The sequence below is a fragment of the Ensifer sp. D2-11 genome (assembly GCF_054161295.1).
Genome location: NZ_CP096433.1, coordinates 2,754,429 through 2,776,979 on the forward strand (window position 1 = coordinate 2,754,429; position 22,551 = coordinate 2,776,979).

The following is a 22,551-nucleotide window of genomic DNA, read 5'->3' on the forward strand; positions in this document are numbered from 1 at the left end:
GGTTTCAAAGACTTGGAGCGGTTGAGCGTAAGGCCGAGAATGCATCACCGCATAACCCCGCTTTCCGGAGGGATCATCGCCAGCCTCGCCGCGGCGCTGCTGCTCTATCTCTATGCCGGAACCATCCTCGACACCCAGCGTGAACTCTTTTTCGACAGTCTCACCCAATGGGTCCCCTCGCCGAGGTCGCCGGATATCATCGTCGTCGACGTCGATCGTAAGGCCTATGAGGCGCATGGCGGCAGCTGGGACAGGGCCGCAACCGCCGATCTGATCTCACGCCTGGCCGGCGCCGGGCCGAAGACGATCGCCGTCGATTTCGTTTTCAGTTCCGCCTGCGACCCGGCTTCGCCCGCAAACGCCGCGCTCGCTGCGGCGATCGGCAGAGCCCCGGTGGCCCTCGGCTTCTTGGCGGCCGACCGCGTTCTCGAACGGCCGCGCCCCGTGCCGCCTCTGGCCCTCAGGCGCCAGCTGGCCGTCCCCGCGCAGTGGTTTATCGAAGGTGCGGAGACCTCCTGCCCGGCATTCATGGACCGGGCGAAGGCCGCGACGGCCGCTTTTCTCGTCGGCGACGAGGATGCGCGGGTCCGGCGTGTTCAGGCTTACGCCATACTCGGCAACGATGCCTACCCGGCGCTCGGCATCGAAGCGGGGCGGCTTGCCGCCGACAGCAGCACGCCCGTTCTCGGCGGAGAACCCGCCTGGCTGAGGCTCGATCACGCGATCATCCCTCTCGACGAGAGCGGCAACCTGCGTTTCCCCGCAAGTTCCGAGGAGGCGATCGCCGCCCGCACGATCTCTGCCGCCGACATCCTCGCCGGTCGCCTGGAGAAAAGCCGTCTGGCGGGAAGGCTCGTCTTGATCGGCAGCAGCATGCCGAGCCTTGGCGGCCTTCGGCCCACCGCCTCCATGCCGCTCCAGCCATCGGTTCAGATCCACGCGGATATCGCCAATGCGATCATGACGGGGTTCGTGCCTTACCGTGGCAGCAATCTGCCATTGATCGAGGCGGTCTTCGCCTTCGCAGCGGGAGTTGCTGCAGCCTATGCGGCAACCAGGCTTCGCCCGATGGCGTCCCTTATGTTGGGCGCTGCGGCGGTGCTCGCAACAATCGCCTTTGCCGGTGCGATCTATGCCTCCACCGGTTGGCTCTTCGACGCGGTCGGCACATCCTTGGCACTGGCTGCGGTCCTCGTCGTCACCAGCGCATTGCAGCTCGCGCGCACGCGGCGCGCAGAGGCGATCGCGCGGCGGAAATTCTCGCAATATCTGCCGCAGTCCGTGGTGGCGCGCTACATAGACGAGCCCGATCGCGGGCGCATGGCCGGTGAGGAACGCCCGGTGACGGCGCTTTTCACCGATATCGAGGGTTTCTCGACAGTTTCGCAAAAGCTTGGTCCCCGCGAACTCGTGGCCCTGCTCGACGTCTATTTCGCCGAGGTGAACGCGCTCGTCTCCGGGCATGGCGGCATGGTCGACAAGGTCGTCGGCGATGCCGTCCATGCTCTCTTCAACGCGCCCGAGGACCTGCCCGGCCACGTAGACAAGGCGATCGGCTGCGCCGCGGCGATCCATGCTCTGACCGAGGAGATGCGCAGACGTCCGCAATTTGCCGAACACGGTTTCGGCAGGACCCGCATCGGCATCGAAACCGGGCCGGCGGTACTGGGAGAGGTGGGCGCCGGCGGGAAGCTCGACTACACCGCCCATGGCGATGCGGTAAACCTCGCCGCTCGCCTTCAGGAGGCGAACAAGTTCCTCGGCACCGCCATCTGCATCGGCCCGGCGGCGGCTGCGCAGTCGAAGGCGGCGCTCAGATCCCTTGGCCGGCATGACATCAGGGGCTTCGGATCGATGGAGCTATTTACGGTAGCGGGCGATGGGCTGAACAAGCACCTTGGAGCGGAATGAGGGAACGCCGCCCCTCATCCCGCTGCCGCGACCTTCTCCACGCAAGCGGGGCGAAGGAGACCCGCGGCACCCGCTCAAATCCCCTCTCCTCTTGTGGACCGCAGCGTGAGAGGGAGCGAGCGTGCGCTGCTTGCCCCTTCGCCCCGCCTGCGGGGAGAAGGGGCCGGCAGGCGGATGAGGGGCACACATCGACAGCAACCGCAGCGCGGGATGCCGGCCATCGCCCCTACCTCAACCCGACGCTCGCATAGGCCTGGCGAATCCGCGCCTGGCCCCAGCGCGTCGGTTCGCTGGGTGCAGCGCCCGGGCGGCTGATATCCACGCCCTGGCCGGCGGCGACTGTCCGTGTAACGCCGCCGCCCTGAACGGACACCACGCCATGTTCCACGAACACCGCGAAAGCCGCTCGGCTCGGGCCGCAGAAGAATTTCGTTCCCCGAACGCCGATCATGCCGAAGGCGGTGCGCACCGCGACGTCCGTCTTGGGCAAGCCTTCGGGCCGGTCGAAGACCATCCGGCCGAGGCCCAGCTCCAGGGTTCCGCCCTGGCCGGCGATGTAGCTGTCGATCAGGAGTTCCGTTTGCGGCCCCAGCAGGATACGCGTTTCGCTGAGCGCGAGATCGGCGAAGCTGTTGCTGCTCGTCAGGACATAGTCCTTGTCGAGAACCGCGCCGCCGATCGCCAGCCGTTCCTCGTCCCCGCCCTGCCGGCGGCGGACATTGCCGCGGATTTTCGCAGCCTTGCCCACGACCGGAGCTGCTGCCGTCGAACGGCCGCCCGATACGGTGGCAAGCAGCAGGCCGCCAAGAAAGATCCGTCTCCTCATCTCGAACTGCCGCATCGGCTTCTCCGCTGCGTTTCGCAGCGCTCCCTGTTCGGCCTCCGGCTCCTTACGAGGATAGACCGAGGCGTGCCCGATGCAAGACGCATCTTGGGGGCTGCTTCAACTCACCGTTTCATCGCCTTCACCGCTGTTTCCCGCGGAACAGATGCCGGGGCGGGGCGGCCCTAGGATGGTGTGGGTTAGAGGGAGAGCACCATGAAGAAACACGTTGGATCGAGCCTGTATCACCTGCTCGCGGCCGCCGTGGTCTTGCCTCTGGTCGCGACCGCGCCCTCCGCGGCGCGTGCAAGCGATCTCACCGCCGCCGAACAATGCGACCGCGAGGCGGGCAGTGAATTCGATCTCGAACGCAACAGGGCTTTCCCCGCCGTTGCGACGGAGGACATCCGCATCGGGGTGGCACTTTCCGCCTGTCGGGAAGCCTATAATCAGAACGGCGGCGCCCGGACGCAGTTCCAGCTCGCTCGCGTTCTCGACAGGGCTGGACAGAAGCTGCAGTCGGCACGAATTCTCGCCGAAGCCGCTGGGAATGGCCATGCTCTGGCAATGGCCAGCTATGCCGATCTCCTTGCCGAGCGCGGCATGGCCGGTACGTCCTCCGGCGATTTGCTGACGGCCCGGCGCTACGCGCAGGCGACCACGGACGGGTTGCAGTGATGAGGGCGGCGGACCGGTCTTCCGCATAGGTCCGACCCGCCCGAAAATGCCGCTTGACGCCTGCGAGCAGGCGCAGGAGCGTGACCCGCGAGACATCAACGCGGGACGCACATGACGAAGCTCATCATTTTCTCCGACCTCCACATGGTGCCCGAAGGCGAGACGATCATCGGGCTGGACCCGTACCGGCGGCTCGCCAACGGCATCGCCCACGTCAACCGCTACCATGCGGATGCCGACCGGGTGATCTTCGCCGGCGATCTGACGCATCGGGCGGACCGCGCTTCCTACGAGCGGCTGGAGGCGCTTCTCGGCGAACTCACCCCACCGGCGGCGCTCATGATCGGCAATCACGACCGGCGCGATGTGTTTCTCGACGTCTTCGCGGAAGCGGCGACCGACGCAAACGGCTTCGTCCAGCAGGTGCTCGATTTCGCCGATTGCCGCGCGATCCTGCTCGATACGCTGTTTGCACCGCCCTACGACTATCCGGTAAGTCACGCCGGCCACCTATGCGACAGGCGCCTCGCCTGGCTCGACCGGCAACTCGAAGAAGCCGACGGCCGGCCGGCGCTGATCTTCATGCACCACCCGCCGCATATCAGCGGCTTTGCCGGCATCGATATGATCCGCCTCGTCAACGAAGACGACTTCTACGCCCTGGTGAAGCGGCACGGAAATGTTCGTCATATCTTCGCCGGCCATGTCCACCGCACCATCAGCGGCTCCAGTCGCGGCATTCCCTTCTCGATCTTCAAAAGTCCGGTGCACCAGCAGCCGATGCCCTTCGAGACGGCGGACGCGTCCCTTTCGGTGGACGAGCCGGCGGCCTACGGCATAGCGCTGGTGACCGGCGACGGCGTGCTCGTGCATACGGAAGACTACGAGATAGCAAGGCGCGACGCGGTGGGAGCGTGACCTTCCGGCGCAAGAGGCAGGCATTCCGGCGCCACTCGCTTCGTGATAGGCTGGCGCCATGAGCCAATCCGTTCCCGCCCATCAGAATTTCGACTGCCAGAGCTGCGGCGCCTGCTGCGCCTATTCGGCCGACTGGCCGCGCTTTTCGCTGGAGACGGAGGAGGAGCTCGAGCGCATTCCGGCAGACTATGTGGCTGCGGATCTCGGCGGCATGCGCTGCGAGAGCGGCCGCTGCACGGCGCTTGAAGGCAAGCTCGGCCGTTCCGTTGCCTGCAAGGTCTACGACATACGCCCCATCGTCTGTCGCACCTGCATGCCGGGGGACGACGAGTGCCTGATGGCGCGGGAGCAACTTTTCGGGGCGGCATGCTGACCTATGATCATCCGGAACGTTCGCTTGCGCTCCGTATAGTTCTCCTTTTGTCCTGCCTGTCGTGGAGAAACATTCGGCCATCAGGCTAATTTGCCGGATGGATGTTCGGCGATGGCACGCGTATTTTCTGCCACGACATCAGGGCGTCGAAAGCGCCCGCTACCGTTCCGTGGAGGACAGCGTTCAATGAGCCCGAACCCGCTTCAGAAACCCGCGATCGACGCCGCACCTGCGCCCTTCGCCGACTTCGCACCGCCAGTCCGGCCGCAAAGCACGCTGCGCCGGGCGATCACGGCCGCTTACCGCCGCCCGGAAACGGAATGCCTGCCGCCTCTCGTCGAGGCGGCCACGCAATCGAAGGAAATACGGGACGCCGCCGCAAGCACCGCCCGCAAGCTGATCGAGGCGCTGCGCGGCAAGCATAGTGGCTCCGGCGTCGAGGGACTGGTGCAGGAATATTCGCTTTCGAGCCAGGAAGGCGTGGCACTCATGTGCCTTGCGGAAGCGCTGCTGCGCATTCCCGATACGGCGACGCGCGACGCGCTGATCCGCGACAAGATTGCCGACGGCAACTGGAAATCGCATCTCGGCGGCAGCCGTTCGCTCTTCGTCAATGCGGCGACCTGGGGACTTGTGGTCACCGGCAAGCTGACCTCGACGGTCAACGACCGCAGCCTCGCGGCGGCGCTCACGCGTCTCATCTCGCGTTGCGGCGAGCCGGTGATCCGGCGCGGCGTCGACATGGCCATGCGGATGATGGGCGAACAGTTCGTCACCGGCGAGACGATCCGCGAAGCGCTGAAACGTTCTAAGGAGCTCGAGGAGAAAGGCTTCAGCTACTCCTACGACATGCTCGGCGAAGCGGCGACCACGGCCGCCGACGCCGAACGCTATTACAAGGACTATGAGAGCGCCATTCACGCAATCGGCAAAGCCTCCGCCGGCCGCGGCATCTATGAGGGCCCGGGCATCTCCATCAAGCTCTCGGCGCTGCATCCCCGCTATAGCCGCGCGCAAGCCGCGCGCGTCATGGGCGAATTGCTGCCGAAGGTGAAGGCGCTCGCTCTCCTCGCCAAGAATTACGATATCGGCCTCAACATCGACGCCGAGGAAGCCGACCGGCTGGAACTGTCGCTCGATCTTCTCGAGGAGCTCTGCCTCGACCGCGATCTCTCCGGCTGGAACGGCATGGGCTTCGTCGTGCAGGCCTATGGCAAACGCTGCCCCTTCGTTCTCGACTTCATCATCGATCTTGCCCGGCGCTCCGGCCGGCGCATCATGGTGCGGCTGGTGAAGGGTGCCTATTGGGATGCCGAGATCAAGCGGGCGCAGCTCGACGGGCTCGCGGATTTCCCGGTCTTCACGCGCAAGATCCACACCGACGTCTCCTATATCGCCTGCGCAGCCAAGCTGCTTGCCGCGACCGATGTGGTGTTCCCGCAATTCGCGACACACAATGCCCAGACGCTCGCCGCCATCTACCACATGGCCGGCAAGGACTTTCACGTGGGCAAATACGAATTCCAGTGCCTGCACGGCATGGGCGAGCCGCTTTATGAAGAGGTCGTCGGCCGCGGCAAGCTCGATCGCCCCTGCCGCATCTATGCGCCTGTCGGCACCCATGAGACGCTGCTTGCCTATCTGGTCCGGCGCCTCCTCGAAAACGGCGCCAACTCCTCCTTCGTGCATCGCATCAACGACCCGAAGGTTTCGATCGACGAACTGATCGCCGACCCCGTCGAAGTCGTCCGCGCCATGCCGGTCGTCGGCGCCAAGCACGACAGGATCGCCTTGCCGGCCGAACTCTTCGGCGATGCGCGGACCAATTCCGCCGGGCTCGATCTTTCCAACGAGGAAACGCTTGCGTCGCTTACGGAAGCGCTGAGGGAAAGCGCGGCAATGAAGTGGACCGCCCTGCCGCAGCTCGCAACCGGCCCCGCTGCCGGCGAGACGCGGACGGTTCTGAACCCCGGCGACCATCGTGACGTCGTCGGCTCGGTGACCGAGACCTCGGAAGAGGACGCACGGCGCGCCGTGCGCCTTGCCGCCGACGCGGCGCCGGATTGGGCGGCCGTGCCGCCCTCCGAGCGGGCCGCCTGCCTCGACCGCGCCGCCGAGCTGATGCAGGCCCGCATGCCCACGCTTCTCGGGCTGATCATCCGCGAGGCAGGCAAATCGGCGCTGAACGCCATTGCCGAGGTGCGCGAGGCGATCGATTTCCTGCGCTACTATGCCGAACAGACGCGCCGCACGCTCGGCCCCGGCCACGGGCCGCTCGGCCCGATCGTCTGCATCAGCCCATGGAATTTCCCGCTGGCAATCTTCACCGGGCAGATCGCCGCCGCGCTCGTCGCCGGCAATCCCGTGCTCGCCAAACCCGCGGAAGAGACGCCGCTGATCGCCGCCGAGGGCGTGCGCATCCTGCATGAGGCCGGCATTCCGGCAAGCGCGCTGCAGCTTCTTCCGGGCGACGGACGCGTCGGTGCGGCGCTGGTCGCCGCAGCCGAGACCGCGGGCGTGATGTTCACCGGATCGACGGAAGTCGCGCGGCTGATCCAGGCACAGCTTGCCGACCGCCTTTCGCCCGCCGGCCGGCCGATCCCGCTGATCGCCGAAACCGGAGGCCAGAATGCGATGATCGTCGACTCCTCGGCTCTTGCCGAGCAGGTGGTCGGCGACGTGATCACCTCCGCCTTCGACAGTGCCGGCCAGCGCTGCTCGGCACTGCGTGTGCTGTGCCTGCAGGAGGATGTGGCCGACCGCATCCTGACGATGCTGAAGGGCGCGCTGCACGAGTTGCATATCGGCCGCACCGATCGTCTTTCCGTGGATGTCGGCCCGGTCATCACGTCAGAGGCGAAGGACAACATCGAGAAGCACATAGAGCGGATGCGCGGGCTCGGCCGCAAGGTCGAGCAGATCGGGCTCGCCTCGGAGACCGGAGCGGGCACCTTCGTGCCGCCGACGATCATCGAACTCGAGAAGCTTTCCGATCTTCAACGCGAGGTCTTCGGGCCGGTGCTGCACGTCATCCGCTACCGGCGCGACGATCTCGACCGGCTGGTGGACGACGTCAACGCCACCGGCTACGGCCTGACCTTCGGGCTCCACACGCGCCTCGACGAGACGATCGCGCATGTGACGAGCCGTATCAAGGCGGGCAACCTCTACATCAACCGCAACATCATCGGCGCGGTGGTGGGCGTCCAGCCCTTCGGCGGCCGCGGTCTTTCCGGTACCGGTCCCAAGGCCGGCGGTCCGCTTTATCTCGGCCGCCTGGTTACGACCGCACCGGTGCCGCCGCAGCACAGCTCGGTGCACACGGACCCGGTCCTTCTCGACTTCGCCAAATGGCTCGACGGCAAAGGCGCGCGCGCGGAGGCCGAAGCGGCCCGCAACGCCGGCAGCAGCTCGGCCCTTGGCCTGGACCTGGAACTCCCCGGCCCGGTCGGCGAACGCAATCTCTATACGCTCCATGCGCGCGGCCGCATCCTCCTCGTGCCGGCGACGGAGAGCGGTCTATACCACCAGCTCGCCGCTGCGCTCGCGACCGGCAACAGCGTCGCGATCGATGCCGCCTCCGGTCTGCAGGCTTCGCTGAAGAACCTGCCGCAGACCGTCGGCCTGCGTGTCTCCTGGTCCAAGGACTGGGCCGCCGACGGCCCGTTCGCCGGTGCGCTGGTCGAAGGTGACGCCGAGCGCATCCGCGCGGTCAACAAGGCTATCGCCGCCCTGCCCGGCCCGCTGCTGCTCGTGCAGGCCGCATCGAGCGGAGAGATCGCCCGCAACCCGGACGCCTATTGCCTGAACTGGCTCGTGGAAGAGGTTTCCGCCTCGATCAACACGGCTGCAGCCGGCGGCAATGCCAGCCTGATGGCGATCGGCTGAGCGCGCCGATTGAACAAAGGGCTGCCCCTCTCCTCGGGTTTAACCCGAGGACTAACCCTCTCCCCGCAGGCAGGGAGAGGGAACGAGTAGGCCGCGCGCGTTCGATAAAATGGTGCGCTGGAGGGCGCCGCGTGTCCCTTCTCCCCGCCTGCGGGGAGAAGGTCGCGGCAGCGGGTTGATGGGCAGACGCCGGCTGCCCCCTTGGCCTAACGATCGGGAATCCGCTATCAAGCTCGAAACGGACAAAGCGGATGTTCACGCTCCAACGCATCGAGACCTCGACTCAGGAAATCAAGAAGAGCCGCTTCCTGGCGATTGCCGGGCCGATCGAGGACGAACTGTCGGCCAAAACCTTCATTGCCGCCCGCTCGGATCCTGCGGCCAACCACAATTGCTGGGCCTGGCGGGCCGGCCAGAGCTATCGCTTCAGCGACGACGGCGAGCCAAGCGGGACGGCGGGCAAGCCGATCCTTGCAGCGATCGACGGTCAGTCGCTGGATCGCGTCGCCGTGGTCGTGACACGCTGGTTCGGCGGCGTCCTGCTCGGCAGCGGCGGACTGGTCCGTGCCTATGGCGGCACTGCGGCGCTTTGCCTGCGGGCGGCGGAAAAGATCGAGCTCATCGAACGACAGCGTGCCGAGATCGCCTGCGACTTCGCCGATCTCGCGCTCATCAAGGCGCGGCTGACGGCGCGCGGCGTTTCGATCGCCTCCGAGACCTTCACCGGCACCGGCGCAGTGCTGTCGGCCGAGATACGGCAAGACGCGGTGGACGACGTGCTCACCCTCGTGAGCGATCTCACTCGCGGCAAGGCGCTGGTGACACTCTGCGACTGAGGGGAGCTTTCATCTGCGCCACTATCGTCATAGTTATGCGGACGACACGGAGCTGAGGTTCCGGCATCAAGATGGAGAGGATACATTCGATGAAAACAAGGATCTTGGGACGAACGGGCGCCACGATTTCGGAGATCGGTTTCGGCGCCTGGCAGATCGGCGGCTCCTGGGGCGACGTCAGCGAGGAGGATGGCAAGCGCGCGCTCAATGCCGCCCTCGACAGCGGCATCACCTTCATCGACACGGCGGACGTCTATGGCGACGGGCGTTCCGAAAAAATCATCGCCGCGGTGCTGCAGGAACGGGGCGGAGAGAAACCATTCGTCGCCACGAAGGCGGGCCGCCGGCTCAATCCGCACCTGGCGGAGGGCTATACGGGCGCCAATATCGAGGCCTTCATCGACCGCAGCCTCGCAAATCTCGGCGTCGAAACGCTTGATCTCGTCCAACTCCACTGCCCACCGACGGAGGTCTACTACCGGCCCGAGGTCTTCGGCGCGCTCGACCGGCTGGTGACCATGGGCAAGATCCGCCATTACGGCGTCTCGGTCGAGAAAGTCGAAGAGGCCCTGAAGGCTATCGAATATCCAGGCGTCGCCACGGTCCAGATCATCTACAACATCTTCCGCCAGCGGCCGCAGGACCTATTCTTCGCCGAGGCGAAAAAGAAGGATGTCGGCGTCATCGTGCGCGTACCGCTCGCCTCCGGCCTTCTTTCGGGCAAGATCGGCAAGGACACCGTCTTTGCCGCCGACGACCATCGCAACTTCAACCGTCACGGCGAAGCCTTCGACGTCGGGGAGACCTTTGCCGGCGTGCCGTTCGACGTGGCGCTGCAGGCGGTCGACGAGCTTCGCACGCTGGCGCCCGCCAATGTGCCGATGGCGCAATTCGCCTTGCGCTGGATCCTCGCGCAGGACGCGGTTTCCGTCGTCATTCCCGGCGCCCGCAATGCAGCGCAGGCGCAATCGAACGCCGCCGCCAGCGCCCTTGCGCCGATCGACGGCGCGACGCTCGCGGCAATCGCAGCGCTTTACGAGCGGCTCATCAAGGTTCATGTTCATCAGCGCTGGTGACAGATGAACCGGTGAGAGGCTGATGACGAGGGAGGCATTCGATCTCGAACGCTTCGTCGCGGCGCAGGAAGGCATCTATCCGGCCGCGCTCGCGGAGCTGCGCGCCGGCGCCAAGCGGACGCATTGGATGTGGTTCATCTTTCCGCAGATCGCGGGCCTCGGCCATTCGCCGACGGCGCAATATTATGCGCTGTCGGGCCTTGGCGAGGCGCAGGCCTATCTCGCACACCGGGTCCTCGGCCGGCGCATTCTCGAATGCACGGAAGCGGTCAATGCGGTCGGGGGGCGCAGCGCTCTTGATATCTTCGGCCGGCCGGACGATTTGAAGTTCTGCTCATCGATGACGCTCTTCGAAGCGGCAGCGCCTGATGTCGACGCTTTCACCCGGGCGATCGACCTCTACTTCGGCGGCGTTCGGGACTCGAGGACGATCGAGATTCTCGGCAAGAGCTGAACTGCGCTCAAAAGGACGCGGCCGCTCCCTGCGACAGGACGAGCAGGAACAGCACCGCACAGACCGTCAGGCCGGCGATGATGAGCATCAGTTCCTTCATCATATAGCGATACATCGCGTCCCTCCTTTGCGGACGGCGAGTGCTGCTCCAGCACCGCACGTCCTATCCGACGTGCAAAGGTCGCTGTCGCGCTTCGCATTGCTGCATTCTTTGATCCTTGAACCGGTCAGGGGCCAAGCGAAGATGCAGCGGGTCTAATATGGGAATCCGGTTATGCGGCTTTAAGTTCCGCGCGAAGCACAAGAGTGTGAACGCTTCAGGCAAGCGCCGATGAAGCCTCGCAGGCACGCGCCGTTTACCTCACCCGCCTGAAATGAGAGTTGCGAGCGCTGACCGAAACACTATCTCAGGAGTTCGTCGCGCCGGGACGCGGGCGGAAAGCCGCATAGAGTTTTCCGTCCCGCGCTAAAGCGCCCTTCATCGCACAAACCATGCAGGAGCTTGCTCATGCTTGTCAGGCTGACCGTACAGACGATCGTCTGGTTCGGGTTCATCGGAGCCGTCCTCTTCCTCTCGGCCGGAACGCTCGCCTGGCCGGCGGCGTGGACCTATCTGTTCCTCTTGCTTGCGCTTTCGTTCCTCGTCGGGCTCCTCCTTGCCCGGCACGATCCCGCGCTGCTCAAGGAAAGACTGGCTGCCCCCATCCAGGAGGGCCAGCCCCTGGCCGACAAGGTGCTCCTTTCGGTTATCCTCCTGTTCCTCGTCGCCGGCTTCGCCTTCATGGCGCTCGATGCCGCGAGATTCAAATGGTCTTCCATGCCGGTCTGGGTGCAGGCTCTGGGCGCGCTGCTCGTCGTCCTCTCCATCGGCTTCAGCTATCGGACATTGCGCGAAAACAGCTTCGCATCGCCGGTCGTGAAGGTGCAGACGGAGCGTGCGCAAAGCGTGATCACCACGGGACCCTATCGTTATGTCCGTCATCCCTTCTATACGGGCAGCCTTCTCTTCGTCGCCGCGACCTCTTTGTTCCTGGGCTCCTGGTGGGGACTGCTTGTGGCACTCGGACTGGCGGCATTGCTCGCGATCCGGATCGGCATAGAGGAGAAGGCGCTGCGCACCGGGCTCGCCGGCTACGATGCCTATGCGGAACGCGTGCGCTACCGGCTCGTGCCCTACGTGTGGTAGCCGGCCCGGCCGTTCGCCGTTGACTCCTCCGATGATGAGAGGAGAATGTCATCTTCCGCGTCACTACAGTGCCCCGCGTCCTGCCGGACGCCCAAAAGCCGCTGTAGCACTTTGAAGCGCCGCATTTTTTTCGTGAGTCGCAACGGCTTGGGGAGACTGCAGCAGGATAGAAGAGGCGCCTACGATGACGATCGCCAGGAGACTTCAGGACTATATCGACAGCGAAGGGATCACCTACGACACCCTCGCGCATCACCGTACCGCAACCACCAGTCAGACTGCCGAAGCCGCCCATGTGCCGGGCAACAGGCTCGCCAAATCCGTGGTCGTTCACCACGAGATGGGCTATGCGCTCGCCGTCGTTCCGGCCACGCATCGGGTCGAGCTCTCCACCCTGCAGGACGTCATGAACCGCCGTCTCGGCCTCGCCTCGGAGGAGGAGGTCAGCGAGCTCTTCAACGATTGCGAGACCGGAGCCGTCCCGCCCATCGGCGAGGCCTATGGCGTGCCGGTCATCCTCGACGAAAGCCTCGACAGGGCAAACGATATCTATTTCGAGGGCGGCGACCACAGGACGCTCGTGCATATGAGCGGCACCAATTTCCGCAACCTCACGAAGGATGCGCGGGTCGCCCGGTTCAGCCATCCGTCGTAAGCCGGGCCGCTATCGGCGGCGGGCCCGATCGGGGCTCACTGGGCGATCGCCGTCGTGGATATGGCGATGCAGGACGCGCTTCCCGCGGGAATGAGCATCCCCTGCCCCTGGCCCTTGCCGAGGCTGTAGGTCTGGACGCCCGAGAGCGTATCGGCCGCGGTGCTGCCGGGGGGCAGGAGCGGAAGGACATCCTTGCATGCCCTGGGGAAGGGCGCCACGCGCAGCATTGCGCCTTCGCATCCGCCATTCGGCAAGGGAGCCGCGAAGACGAAACCGCCCGCCGGACCTTCGTAGCCGGGGGTCTTGTAGCTGAGGCCGACGATCGCCTGGATCATATGCTCGTCCGCCTTTTCGGCGTTCCAATGGGAGCGGACGGCATATTGCGACCCGGTCACCAGCATTTCGCCCAGCAGCGGAAATGCCGTCGTGCATCTTTTCATGCCGGCCTGCTTTATGTGATCGGCGAAAACGTTGCTCGGCACCTTGGCCGGCGTCTCCGCGGCCCGGACCGAGCCATCGGCGGATTGAGCCAGACCGATCACGCCCTGAAAATACAAGAGAGCGACGGCGGCGAAGCCGAGAACGAGGGTGCCCAGGACACCGAAGAACATTCTGCGCCAGAGGTGCTCCCCGGCAGGAGTCTGTGGGGATGAAGCTCCGCCGGTCTGCGGCCGGCGGAGCCGGTCGTTTGCATCTGTCTCGGTCATGAGGTCTGCACTTCTACTCTATGGCCTCCAGTGCCGGGTTCAGGCCCTTCAGAGGCAGGTTGATGCTGATGGTTCCGTCGCCCGTGCCGTAGGAGACCCCGACCGTCGCCTCCCGGGCGATGTTGTCACGCAGGATGGGGCCTACCGGCACCGTCGCCAGGCAGACGCCGCGGTCGCAGCTTTCCACCTCCACCTCGACCGGCTTCTTGCGGTCGGGGAACGAAAGGCTCACTCTCGACCCCTTGCCGGCGGCCGGAGGCACCCTCAGGATCATCATCGGCCTGCCTTCCGCGGTTGCGGCGAGCGACCAGCTGAAAATGCTTTTTCCGGACTCGTCGGCGACGTTTTGCGTGATGTTGCAGATCTTCTGCTTCGTCTTGAAATTCTCGTCGCAAATGAGCGTCCAGTTTCCGAAAGGATGGATGACGCGGCGATACATTCCGATCGGCACATCGGGCGGAACGGCCACCTCGGAGGGCTTTATCCGGTAGCGAGGGGCCGTCTCCCCCTCCTGTCCGACGGAGGCGCCGGCAGACAGGATGAAACCGGTGACGGCCGCCAGGCCGCCGGTGAGGCGCCCCATCGTCCGGCTCAGTTGAGCGTGATGCTGAGGCCGGCACCGACACCGACGTTCCCCCCGGCCGCAGCACCGGTCAGGTTCGCCCGGACGCGTCCGTCTTCGCTGGTGTAGCCGGCACCGAAGGCGAGCGCCCCTTCGCTTCTCCAGAAGCCGCCGCCGAGCGCCACGCTCAGCTTGCCCGGCTCATTGTCGAAGCGCAGCGAGGCCGCCGCAAGTCCGATGGCGGCGGCTTGCCGCGCTTCGCCCCGAACCTGCCCGATCTCGCCCGAGAGCTGCGCGAACCGTTGTTGCGCATAATTGTTCACCGCGCTCACCTTGGTCTCGATAACCTGGTCGGTGTAGATGGCCGCCTGATCGATCGCCCACTCGGTCTTTTCGTCCGTGTAGCTCTTGCTTTCCGCGACGCTTTCGTCGAGCTGGCCGACATTGACGGCGTCGGTCGCCTTCACGCCCTTGGCCACATTGGCGATGAGCACCGGCTTGTTGGGATCTCCTCCCTCGAGCGTCAGCGTGTTGAGCCTCTTGCCGGCAGCGTCGGTATCATAGACGGCAGCGTTCTCCAGATCGCCCTGGAAGCTCTCGATATAGGTTACGCGGCTGTCGATCTCTTTCACTTCTGTATCGAGCCGATCGACCTTCACGTTCGTGGCGTAAAGCTGGCTGCCGTTGACCGCGTCGGTCGAGTTCGCGTTCAGGTCGCCGGCGGCGACATTGGTGATCTTGGTGCCGTCAGCCCCCTCCAGCGTCAGGGTGCCCTTGCTTTTGTCGTCATAGCCGACGCCATTGGCAGTGGCTTTCGCAACGACGTCGAAGAGCTGGTCGCCGTTGACGGCATCCTTTGAATCCTTCGCCACCGTACCGTTTGCCACATTCGTGACCTTCATGCCGCCGGCATCGATGCCATCGGTCGTGACGCTCGGCCCCCCGGTGATGACCAGGCCGTTGCTGCCGAGCATGGTGCCGCCGATCACGATCGAGCCGCCGGTGATAACGGTGGTCGGCGCATTCGGATCGGCGGGATCGGCACCCACCGTGATGCTTTCGGCGACGTCCAGATCGTCGGCCAGGTCGAAACTCACTGTGTCGCCGGTCTCCGCCTTGCTGACGACGATATTGCCGTCGCCGTTGCGAAGATCCACCGTCTCGCCCGGCGCGACATTGGACGCGTTCGCACCCTGCGCCGAGAGGCTCCAGCCGGCACCGGCCGTGCCGCCCATCGCCGCCAGCGCGTCGCCGACATTGCTGTAGTCTGTGCCGCCGATCGTGTATTTCGGGGCGATCCACTCATCCTTGACAGGGTCATAGGCGGCTCCCCCGCCCAGGGCGACGGCCACGTTGGATACGCGGCTGCGAAGCCCGAAGAGCTGGCTGCCGTTGACGGCATCGGTCGATGCCGCGCTTAACACGCCGGGCGCAAGATTGGAGATCCTGGTGCCGCCCGTGCCCCCGGCAAGGGTCACGCTATCGAGGTTGAGCTCGCCCTCATCGATGACGCCGTTCGAATTGGCATCGTTCCAGTCGTATTTGACCGCCCGCTGGTCGGTATTGCCCGATGCGGTTTCGACTTGCCTGAGCTGGGAAAAGTTCACCGCGTCGGTGTCGGCCTCGCCCGCAGCGACATTGGTGATTTTGCCGGCCGCTTGGATGCCCGCCGCCGTCACGCGCGGGCCGAGCGCCGTGTCCTCCCCGTTCGCGTCCTGCGTCGTGAAGCTCAGGCCGTTCTCGTCCAGCACAGTGGATGCACCCGTGTCGGGATCTCTCGCCGTCACCCTGTTCACCTCGATCTCATCGGCCAGATCGATGCTCACGTCGTTGCTCAATATCTGATTGCTGATCACGATATTGCCGTCGCCGCCTTTGAGGACCAACTCGTCGCCCGGCCCGATGCCGTCGATGCTGCCGCTGTCCGTCGTGAGCTTCCAGCCTGTCTTGGCGATCGTCTCGACCGATTTGAGCTGGGCCACGTTGGCGGCATCGGAGTCGGCCGTGCCGGCGGCGACACCTGTGATCTGGCGGTAGACGCCGGTTTCGGCGTCCGGATTGCCGACGGCGACCGCGCCGCGCGTGCTCTGCGTCGCCTCGATGGCGTTTTGGTCGGCCGTCGAGGCCCCGCCCGGCACATAGCCCGCCACGTCGGCACCCGTATCCGAAACCGAGCCGGAACCCAGCGCCACGCCGCCGACTTCGGTGACGTCGGCACCATTGCCGAGCACGAAGGCATCGGACACATCGATATTGTTGCCGTTGCCGATGACGCGGCTGCCATCGGCGGCATCCGCCAATGTGTTGTCGTTGCCGAAGGTGCCGGCGTTGTCGGCGGCGATGGTGTTGTCGTTGCCCAGCGAGTAGGAGCCGGTACCGGTGATATCGGTCGGATCGCCGATGGCGCCGCTCGAAGCGCCGCTGACGGTATTTCCGACGCCGATGCTGATGGACTTCAAACCGGAAGCCACGGCGCCGGTGCCGATTGCGATGGCTTCATCGGCGCTCGCCAGCGCCTCATTGCCGATGCTCACCGCGTCACTGACCACGAGGTCGGCGCGCACGGCGGTCTCATGTTCGCTCTCGGAAAACTGGATTCCCGCATTGGTGCCTATGGCGACGTTGTTATCGCCTTTCCGGGAACCGCCCGCCGAATCGCCGATCGCTATGTTTGACGACCCCTTCACCTTCTGACTGGCCGCAACGCCGAGGGCGACATTGTTCTGACCGGAGGTGGAACCAGTCCCTGAACCTGTGCCGATCATGATATCGCCCGCCGATCCCGACGTGGCTCGGGTACCGATGCTGATGGAATCGTTCAGGGAGGTACTGCTATTCCAGCCTATGCTGATGGACCGGTCGTCGTTGGCCAGCGCATCCGTGCCTATAGCGACGGCGTCGCGCGCACCGCCGTCCGCCTGCGCCGGATCGGCGGCCTTCGTTTTCGCACGCGAGCCGATTGCAATCGACCGATCCGCATTGGCTTCGTTTCTGGCACCGATAGCAATGGCCTCGATGCCCGGCGACTGATTGAAGGCTCCCAGGCTCACAGAGGTTTGCCCGCCTTTGATTCGGTCATTCCCTTCAAACCCGGCGTTGTTGACGAGGCCGATGCTGACCGATTCGTCGCCATCGGCCCAGCTTTCGGTACCGATACTGACGGATTTGTCACCCACAGCCTTGGCTGCATCGCCAATACTGACGGCTCCGCTGCTGGCTTGACTGCCCGTTCCGATGCTGACGGACCGGTCGCCGTTGGCCTTGGTATCGGTACCGATAGCGATGGCGTCGATCGCGGCCACGTCATCCGGAATATCTAGATTGGCTTCTTTCGTACTCGCGCGCACGCCGAAAGCGATCGACCGGAGACCGCCGGCTGTGGTTTCGGTACCGATGCTGATGGAGCCCTGCCCCAGGGCATTGTTGCCGGCGCCGAGGCTTAGGGATTGCTCGCCGCTGGCCACGTTGCTGCTGCCGATGCCGATCGAGAGTTTGCCTGTTGCCGTGTTGCCCGCGCCGATGCCGATGGATTGCTCATTGCCGGCCTGATTCTGTCTGCCGATGGCGAGAGACCGGTCGCCATTGGCCTGTGCATCCGTACCGATTGCAATGGCGTCAGACGCGCCGCCCGGGTCCGCTTCGTTGGCCACCGTATCCGGGTCGTCGACTACCAGCGATTTCGTACGCGCACGCACGCCCATGGCGATCGACTGGGAGCCCCCGGCCTTGGTCTGCTCGGGCGCTGTACCATCCGCCGCCCATCCCGAGCCTACCGTTCCACCGATCGCGATTGCCCGCACATTGGCTGCGAATGCTGTGGCTCCAATAGCAACCGCTCCATTTGAATTGGCGTAGCTAACATAACCAAACGCGATCGAACTTACGCCGGCTGAGGCGGATTGGCGTCCCATCGCCAAAGAACCACTTCCAAGCGCTTGTGCGAAGTGACCCAAAGCGACGGCACTATTTGCGGCAGTCGAGACGGACCCAACAGCTACCCCGGCATAGTCATCCACAACAGCGCGGGACCCTACAGCAGTGCCGGCAGAGGCAGCACTAGATCGGTCACCAACAGCGGTGCTGCATGTTCCTACTAAGGTTCCTCCTACGGTCCCAGGATTGTTTTGATTCTGACTAGGTGCCGAGATCGGCCGAAACATAGCCGCCGCGAACGGTGCGCCGGTCGTCGAAGGTGCTGCCGGCTTCGGAACGCATTTCGCGATAGCCGACGGCGATCCGGTCGTTCACCCGGTAGCGCACCTCGCCGGCATAGACCCAATAGGCATCTCCATCCCCCTCGACCTCGTAGGTGACGCGGATGGAATTGGGATTGCCGTCATCGTCGAAGGCCGGTACCGGCGCATTGAAGATGATCGAATTGCCGAAATAATCGAGCCGATAATCATCGAAGCGCTTCAGCAGCACGGTGTCGATCACGCGCGAAGGCTGGCGCCGGTCGCGGGTGACGACCTCGACCCGCTCCGACCCTTCCGCATAGCCCGACAGATCCAGGTTGTAGGGACCGGACAGCCCTTCGGCGCGAAACTCGCGTATGACCTGGTTCTGGTCGGTGCGGCCGGCAAAGAGATCGATGGTGACCGGACCGGTCTCCACATGCGCCTGAGCGCCGGTCAGCAGGCGGTTCTGGGACCCGAGCTGGAACTCGCTCGCCTGCGGCGCGATGTCTATATCGCCGTAAAGGACGTAGTTGAGGCCTTTCTCGACCTTGACGTAGAGCCGCGAGCGGGACTGCGCGTCATAGCCGCGCTCCGACGCGTCGCCATAAACCGGATAGTAGCGTTCCGGATCGATGTCGCGGAACAGCCGCTCCTCGGTGTCGAGGTCACTGTCGTAACGCAGCGTCAGAAGAACGTCGCCCTTGATCTTGCCCTGGAGATAGAGCTCGCCGCCGACGCCGGTCGTAACGCCGTCGAAACCTTCCAGCCCCGTTGCCGGCTCGACGCTGCCGGGCAGGCGCACCACCCCCTCGACGACGCCGGCAACGATCCGCTTGCTGTCGTCGGCAAGAAGCTTCACCTCGGCCTCGTAGCGGCCGAGGCCGTTGCGCACCGCGATCTTGTGGGTGCCGGAGAGCGCCGGCGGATAATAGTCGACGAGGGCCTCGCCCTTGTCGACGAAGACCTGGACACCGGGTTCGGTCGCCCGTATGTCCTCGGCCCCCCACCGGCCCCGGCCGGAGGTCTCGAGCGTCACGTCCATCGAGGCATGGGTGGGAACGCCGTCGGCGTCGACGAACCGGATCAGCACCGGGATGGCCGAGGCCGGATCGGCGAAGGCCGCGGGCGGAACCACGAGTTCGATCCGCGCCGGACGCCCGGGCGCCAGAACGGTGATTTCATTGCGCTCGCGGACATTGCCGAACGGGTCGGAAAAAGTGGCCTCGAGCCTGTTGCGGCCGCCTTCGAGGCGGATCGCGACATATTCGGCCGCCTGAACGCCCCCTGCAGCGTAGACGACCCGCTGGCCGACCTGCCCATCGGAGACAGGTTCGCCGTTGAGATTGAGCCCCAGCTTCCCTTCCGCCGGTCCCTTGATGCGGACCGAGACGATGTCGCTGTTGACCAGGCTGTCGGCCTCGAGGTCCAGAAAGCCGAGTGCCGGCGAGAGCCCGCGGATCTCCGCTTCCAGATCGCGCGTGCGGTCGAGGGCGAGTGCCTGCGACGCGTCGGCATTCCCGGATTCTGCCGCCTCTTCCTCCGACTGTTCCCGCGCGACGATCTGCGTTTCGGTGGTCTTGGCCGCTTCGCGGCGGGAAGACGACAGACGCCGGAAGTAATCCACCCATTCCTCGCCTCCCGGATTCAGCCGCTCGGGAACGCTTACAGTCTTGCTGGCGGCGATGTTTTCGGCATAGGCCTGCCGGCGCGACTCGAGTTCGGCAAGCACCTCCTTGCGGCTCACGCCCTCCCTCGGCGAGACGGCGAAATATTCGCTCACCACCTGCCCCGGCAGCAAACGCAGATAGCGGCTCTGCGGGCTCAGCGCGTCGCGCGCCGAGGTCGACCAAAGCTTTACCGTTGCCGGCAGCGTGGGCGTCGAAACGGCGATGACATGCGAACCGGGCGGCAGTCCGGGCAGCGAATATTTACCGTCGATATCGGTGACGACGCTCGCTCCGTTCGAGAACTGGAGCTTGACGCCCGGAACCCCCGGCTCCACGCGCTCCAACGCACCGTCCGCCGCCTTGTGGCCGGCCGCCAGATAGCGATCCTGCTGCCCGTTACCGTTGAGGTCGGCATAGACCTTTCCGAGGACGACGCCCTCGTCGCTGAAGACGCCGCCGTCGCGCTGGATGCGTACCAGAGCGCGAGCCTCGTTGGAAACCACTTCCCCCCTGCCGGCCAGGTTGCCCGAAGCAAGGGCGACGTTGGCAAGCCGGCCCTGGGCGGTGGGGTCGACGGCAGCCATATAGGTCAAGGCCACCGTGTCGTCGGGACCGACGAAGCCGAGGTCGAAGGCGAGATTCCGGCCGGGGAAGCCGGAGACCTCGACCGGCCTGCCGTCGAGCCGGGCCGTGCCTTCGAGATAGGATATACCTTTCGGCAAGCCGTCACGGATTGCGGCGCTGACGAGCCCAATGCCGGTCGTATTGGTCAGGGTGAGCGAATAGACCAGAATATCGCCGGGCGCGGGATTGGCCTCATCGACCGATTTTTCGAGGCGCAGGACCGATGAAGCGTCCGGATCGAGCGGAATGTCGATGCCGCTGAAAGCGCCCGTTGTCGTAAACGCAGCTCCGTAGGAGGCTTCGGCATCCACGTTGCGGCCCAAAGCGGGGAACACCTTGCGTTCGGAAGGGAATGAAAAGCCTTCGGGCGGCAGCACTTCGATCCGGTACGCGCCCGCGTTCTGCGCCGCGCTCACGACATAGAAGCCGTCGGCATCGGACACGATGCGCTCGATCTCCGCTCCGGATGCATCGTAAAGGATGACCGTTGCACCCGGTATCGCGACATTGCTGGCGGAATGGAAGACGAACCCGCCCGGATTGACGGTGAGAATGGCGGACACGGTCTGACCGCCGCATGTGGCGCTCGCGGAGACTTTCGTGTTCCGGTCCCCGGACACGACGTTGTCGCCCTGCACGACCGGCAGAACCCGCTGAATGGGAATGAGCGCGGTCGTGAAGAGGCCGGTATTGGGTCCGGTTTCCGTCGCGACGGCCGTCTCCAGATCCGCCTCCGGATCGGTCGCGATCCGGATCCGGACGCTGTCCGCACCCGGGGTCGTGTTGCACGCGGCCGCGCTCAGATGGAGGCGAACGTTGCTGTTGAGGGCTGCGGTCGAGATCGGCCGGCCGTCCGGCGCCGCATAGGTCAGCGCCGCCTCGCCGCCCTCTACGGGCGTGCGAACGAGATTGGACCGGACCTCCACCAGATCCTCCCCCGACTGCTGCCATGTCGAGGCCTCGTTGAGGATGAAGCCTTCCTGGGCATTGCCGGCGACGGCGACCTCGAAAGCGAGATTGGCCGAGAAGCCGCCCGGATAATCGCCTGCCCTGAAGAAGGCGACGGCATCGACCGCCGACGTATCCTTCGGAAGGGTCGTCACATATGTGTGCGTGGGCTGTCCGGCGACATGATACAGGCCTACGAAGCCGGCGGCGGATTCCGCGTTGACGACGCGCGTATTGAGCGGCCGCGCGTCGCGCACGAGGATGCCGGATGCCGCAGCCCCGTCGATGAGAATGGAGCTTCCGTCGAGCTGCGCGTAGGCTGCCACGGCATTCGCGCCGTTGTTGCGCAGCCGCAGTCCATAACGCAGCCTGCCGCCTGCCTGGACTTCATTCTCCCTGGCGGATTTTTCGAGAACGAGGCCCGTGGAGGACATGATGACCGTGCCGGTGGCTGCGTCCGCAACACTTCCGTCCTTCGCACTCAGCCGGAGAGCCGCGAGCTGGCCATCATGCGAGGACGCCGGCGTTGCGAATTGCACGATGACGGGAAGCTCGCCACCCACCGGCAGCTCGATCGCCATGTCCGGCGTCAGTTCCCACTCGCCGGGATCGGCGGTTCCGTTGCGATTCTGATCTATGACGGCGCGGATATCGACGAGATTGGCATGGTGGCCGGCGACCTGCTCGAGGGTGGCCGACGGACTGAGGGGAGCGTTGCCCGTGTTGCGGATGAAGAATGCGAACTGGCCGACCGAAGCCGGCGCCATGAAAACGGTCTGGTCGGAAACCACCTCGATGGCTTTCACCGAATTGACGCGGGTGACCACGACATTGGTCGATACGGACTCGTAGATGCCGAGTTCGGTATTGAAATACGAGACGACGGCCTGGCTTTCGATGAGCGCGCCGGCAGGAGCGGGAACGGCAAGGGCGACGGCCGGGCACAGGGCGGCGAACGCCGCCAGACACGCCATGACCCTGCCAACTATCCCGCGTATTCCCCGCATTATTTTCCCGATTGTGCTCGCCTGGAAGTGCCCGACATGCGGTGCGGGCAGGAGACGCCC

At 65.1% G+C, this 22,551-nt stretch carries 15 protein-coding genes; 10 read left to right on the top strand and 5 right to left on the bottom strand.

The genetic code is table 11. The features are described from left to right. Positions 1-39 precede the first annotated feature (39 nt). Positions 40-1,911 (top strand): adenylate cyclase CyaD1, encoded by a 1,872-nt coding sequence (gene cyaD1, locus M1D34_RS13265; RefSeq protein ID WP_498779392.1) that lies wholly within the window; start codon positions 40-42, stop codon positions 1,909-1,911. Between the two features lie 226 nt (positions 1,912-2,137). On the opposite strand, the gene M1D34_RS13270 is transcribed toward cyaD1, so the two are convergent. Continuing rightward, complete coding sequence (locus tag M1D34_RS13270; RefSeq protein WP_013843886.1) at positions 2,138-2,752, bottom strand: FecR domain-containing protein; 615 nt, start codon at positions 2,750-2,752, stop codon at positions 2,138-2,140. 198 nt (positions 2,753-2,950) lie between these two features. Between M1D34_RS13270 and M1D34_RS13275 the strand changes: the two genes are divergently transcribed. The 9 genes from M1D34_RS13275 to M1D34_RS13315 all read left to right on the top strand — a co-directional run bounded on the left by M1D34_RS13275 (position 2,951) and on the right by M1D34_RS13315 (position 12,798). After that, entirely contained in the window at positions 2,951-3,412 is a 462-nt protein-coding gene (locus tag M1D34_RS13275; RefSeq protein WP_498779394.1) for a sel1 repeat family protein, read from the top strand. 111 nt (positions 3,413-3,523) lie between these two features. Then, positions 3,524-4,330, top strand: coding sequence for a 2', 3'cyclic nucleotide phosphodiesterase SpdA (spdA, locus tag M1D34_RS13280; RefSeq protein WP_498779396.1), 807 nt, complete (start codon positions 3,524-3,526; stop codon positions 4,328-4,330). A 58-nt stretch (positions 4,331-4,388) separates the two neighbouring features. Beyond that, complete coding sequence (locus tag M1D34_RS13285; RefSeq protein ID WP_003531524.1) at positions 4,389-4,703, top strand: YkgJ family cysteine cluster protein; 315 nt, start codon at positions 4,389-4,391, stop codon at positions 4,701-4,703. 186 nt (positions 4,704-4,889) lie between these two features. Then, positions 4,890-8,591, top strand: a complete 3,702-nt coding sequence (gene putA / locus M1D34_RS13290; RefSeq protein ID WP_498779399.1) for a trifunctional transcriptional regulator/proline dehydrogenase/L-glutamate gamma-semialdehyde dehydrogenase — start codon at positions 4,890-4,892, stop codon at positions 8,589-8,591. A 251-nt stretch (positions 8,592-8,842) separates the two neighbouring features. Beyond that, on the top strand, positions 8,843-9,427 hold the full coding sequence (locus M1D34_RS13295) for an IMPACT family protein (protein WP_028009704.1): 585 nt from the start codon (positions 8,843-8,845) through the stop codon (positions 9,425-9,427). Between the two features lie 89 nt (positions 9,428-9,516). Beyond that, on the top strand, positions 9,517-10,503 hold the full coding sequence (locus M1D34_RS13300) for an aldo/keto reductase (protein ID WP_027989484.1): 987 nt from the start codon (positions 9,517-9,519) through the stop codon (positions 10,501-10,503). A 22-nt stretch (positions 10,504-10,525) separates the two neighbouring features. Continuing rightward, positions 10,526-10,957, top strand: coding sequence for a DUF1810 domain-containing protein (locus M1D34_RS13305; RefSeq protein WP_010968595.1), 432 nt, complete (start codon positions 10,526-10,528; stop codon positions 10,955-10,957). Positions 10,958-11,465: 508 nt separating this feature from the next. Further along, positions 11,466-12,143, top strand: coding sequence for a methyltransferase family protein (locus M1D34_RS13310; RefSeq protein WP_498779402.1), 678 nt, complete (start codon positions 11,466-11,468; stop codon positions 12,141-12,143). A gap of 184 nt (positions 12,144-12,327) precedes the next feature. Further along, positions 12,328-12,798, top strand: a complete 471-nt coding sequence (locus M1D34_RS13315; protein WP_003531541.1) for an aminoacyl-tRNA deacylase — start codon at positions 12,328-12,330, stop codon at positions 12,796-12,798. A 35-nt stretch (positions 12,799-12,833) separates the two neighbouring features. On the opposite strand, the gene M1D34_RS13320 is transcribed toward M1D34_RS13315, so the two are convergent. The 4 genes from M1D34_RS13320 to M1D34_RS13335 are packed head-to-tail and all read right to left on the bottom strand — an operon-like array spanning position 12,834 to position 22,458. After that, positions 12,834-13,505: a hypothetical protein gene (locus M1D34_RS13320; RefSeq protein WP_498779404.1), complete on the bottom strand. Its 672-nt coding sequence runs from the start codon at positions 13,503-13,505 to the stop codon at positions 12,834-12,836. A 13-nt stretch (positions 13,506-13,518) separates the two neighbouring features. After that, a complete protein-coding gene (locus tag M1D34_RS13325) occupies positions 13,519-14,088 on the bottom strand; it encodes an invasion associated locus B family protein (RefSeq protein ID WP_010968592.1) in 570 nt (189 codons plus the stop codon). A gap of 8 nt (positions 14,089-14,096) precedes the next feature. Next, positions 14,097-18,227 (bottom strand): YadA-like family protein, encoded by a 4,131-nt coding sequence (locus tag M1D34_RS13330; protein WP_498779407.1) that lies wholly within the window; start codon positions 18,225-18,227, stop codon positions 14,097-14,099. After that, the gene (locus M1D34_RS13335; RefSeq protein WP_498779409.1) at positions 18,202-22,458 is read right to left on the bottom strand and encodes a DUF7933 domain-containing protein; all 4,257 of its coding nucleotides are present in this window, start codon (positions 22,456-22,458) and stop codon (positions 18,202-18,204) included. The genes M1D34_RS13330 and M1D34_RS13335 overlap by 26 nt, the downstream gene beginning before the upstream one ends. Positions 22,459-22,551: the final 93 nt, after the last annotated feature.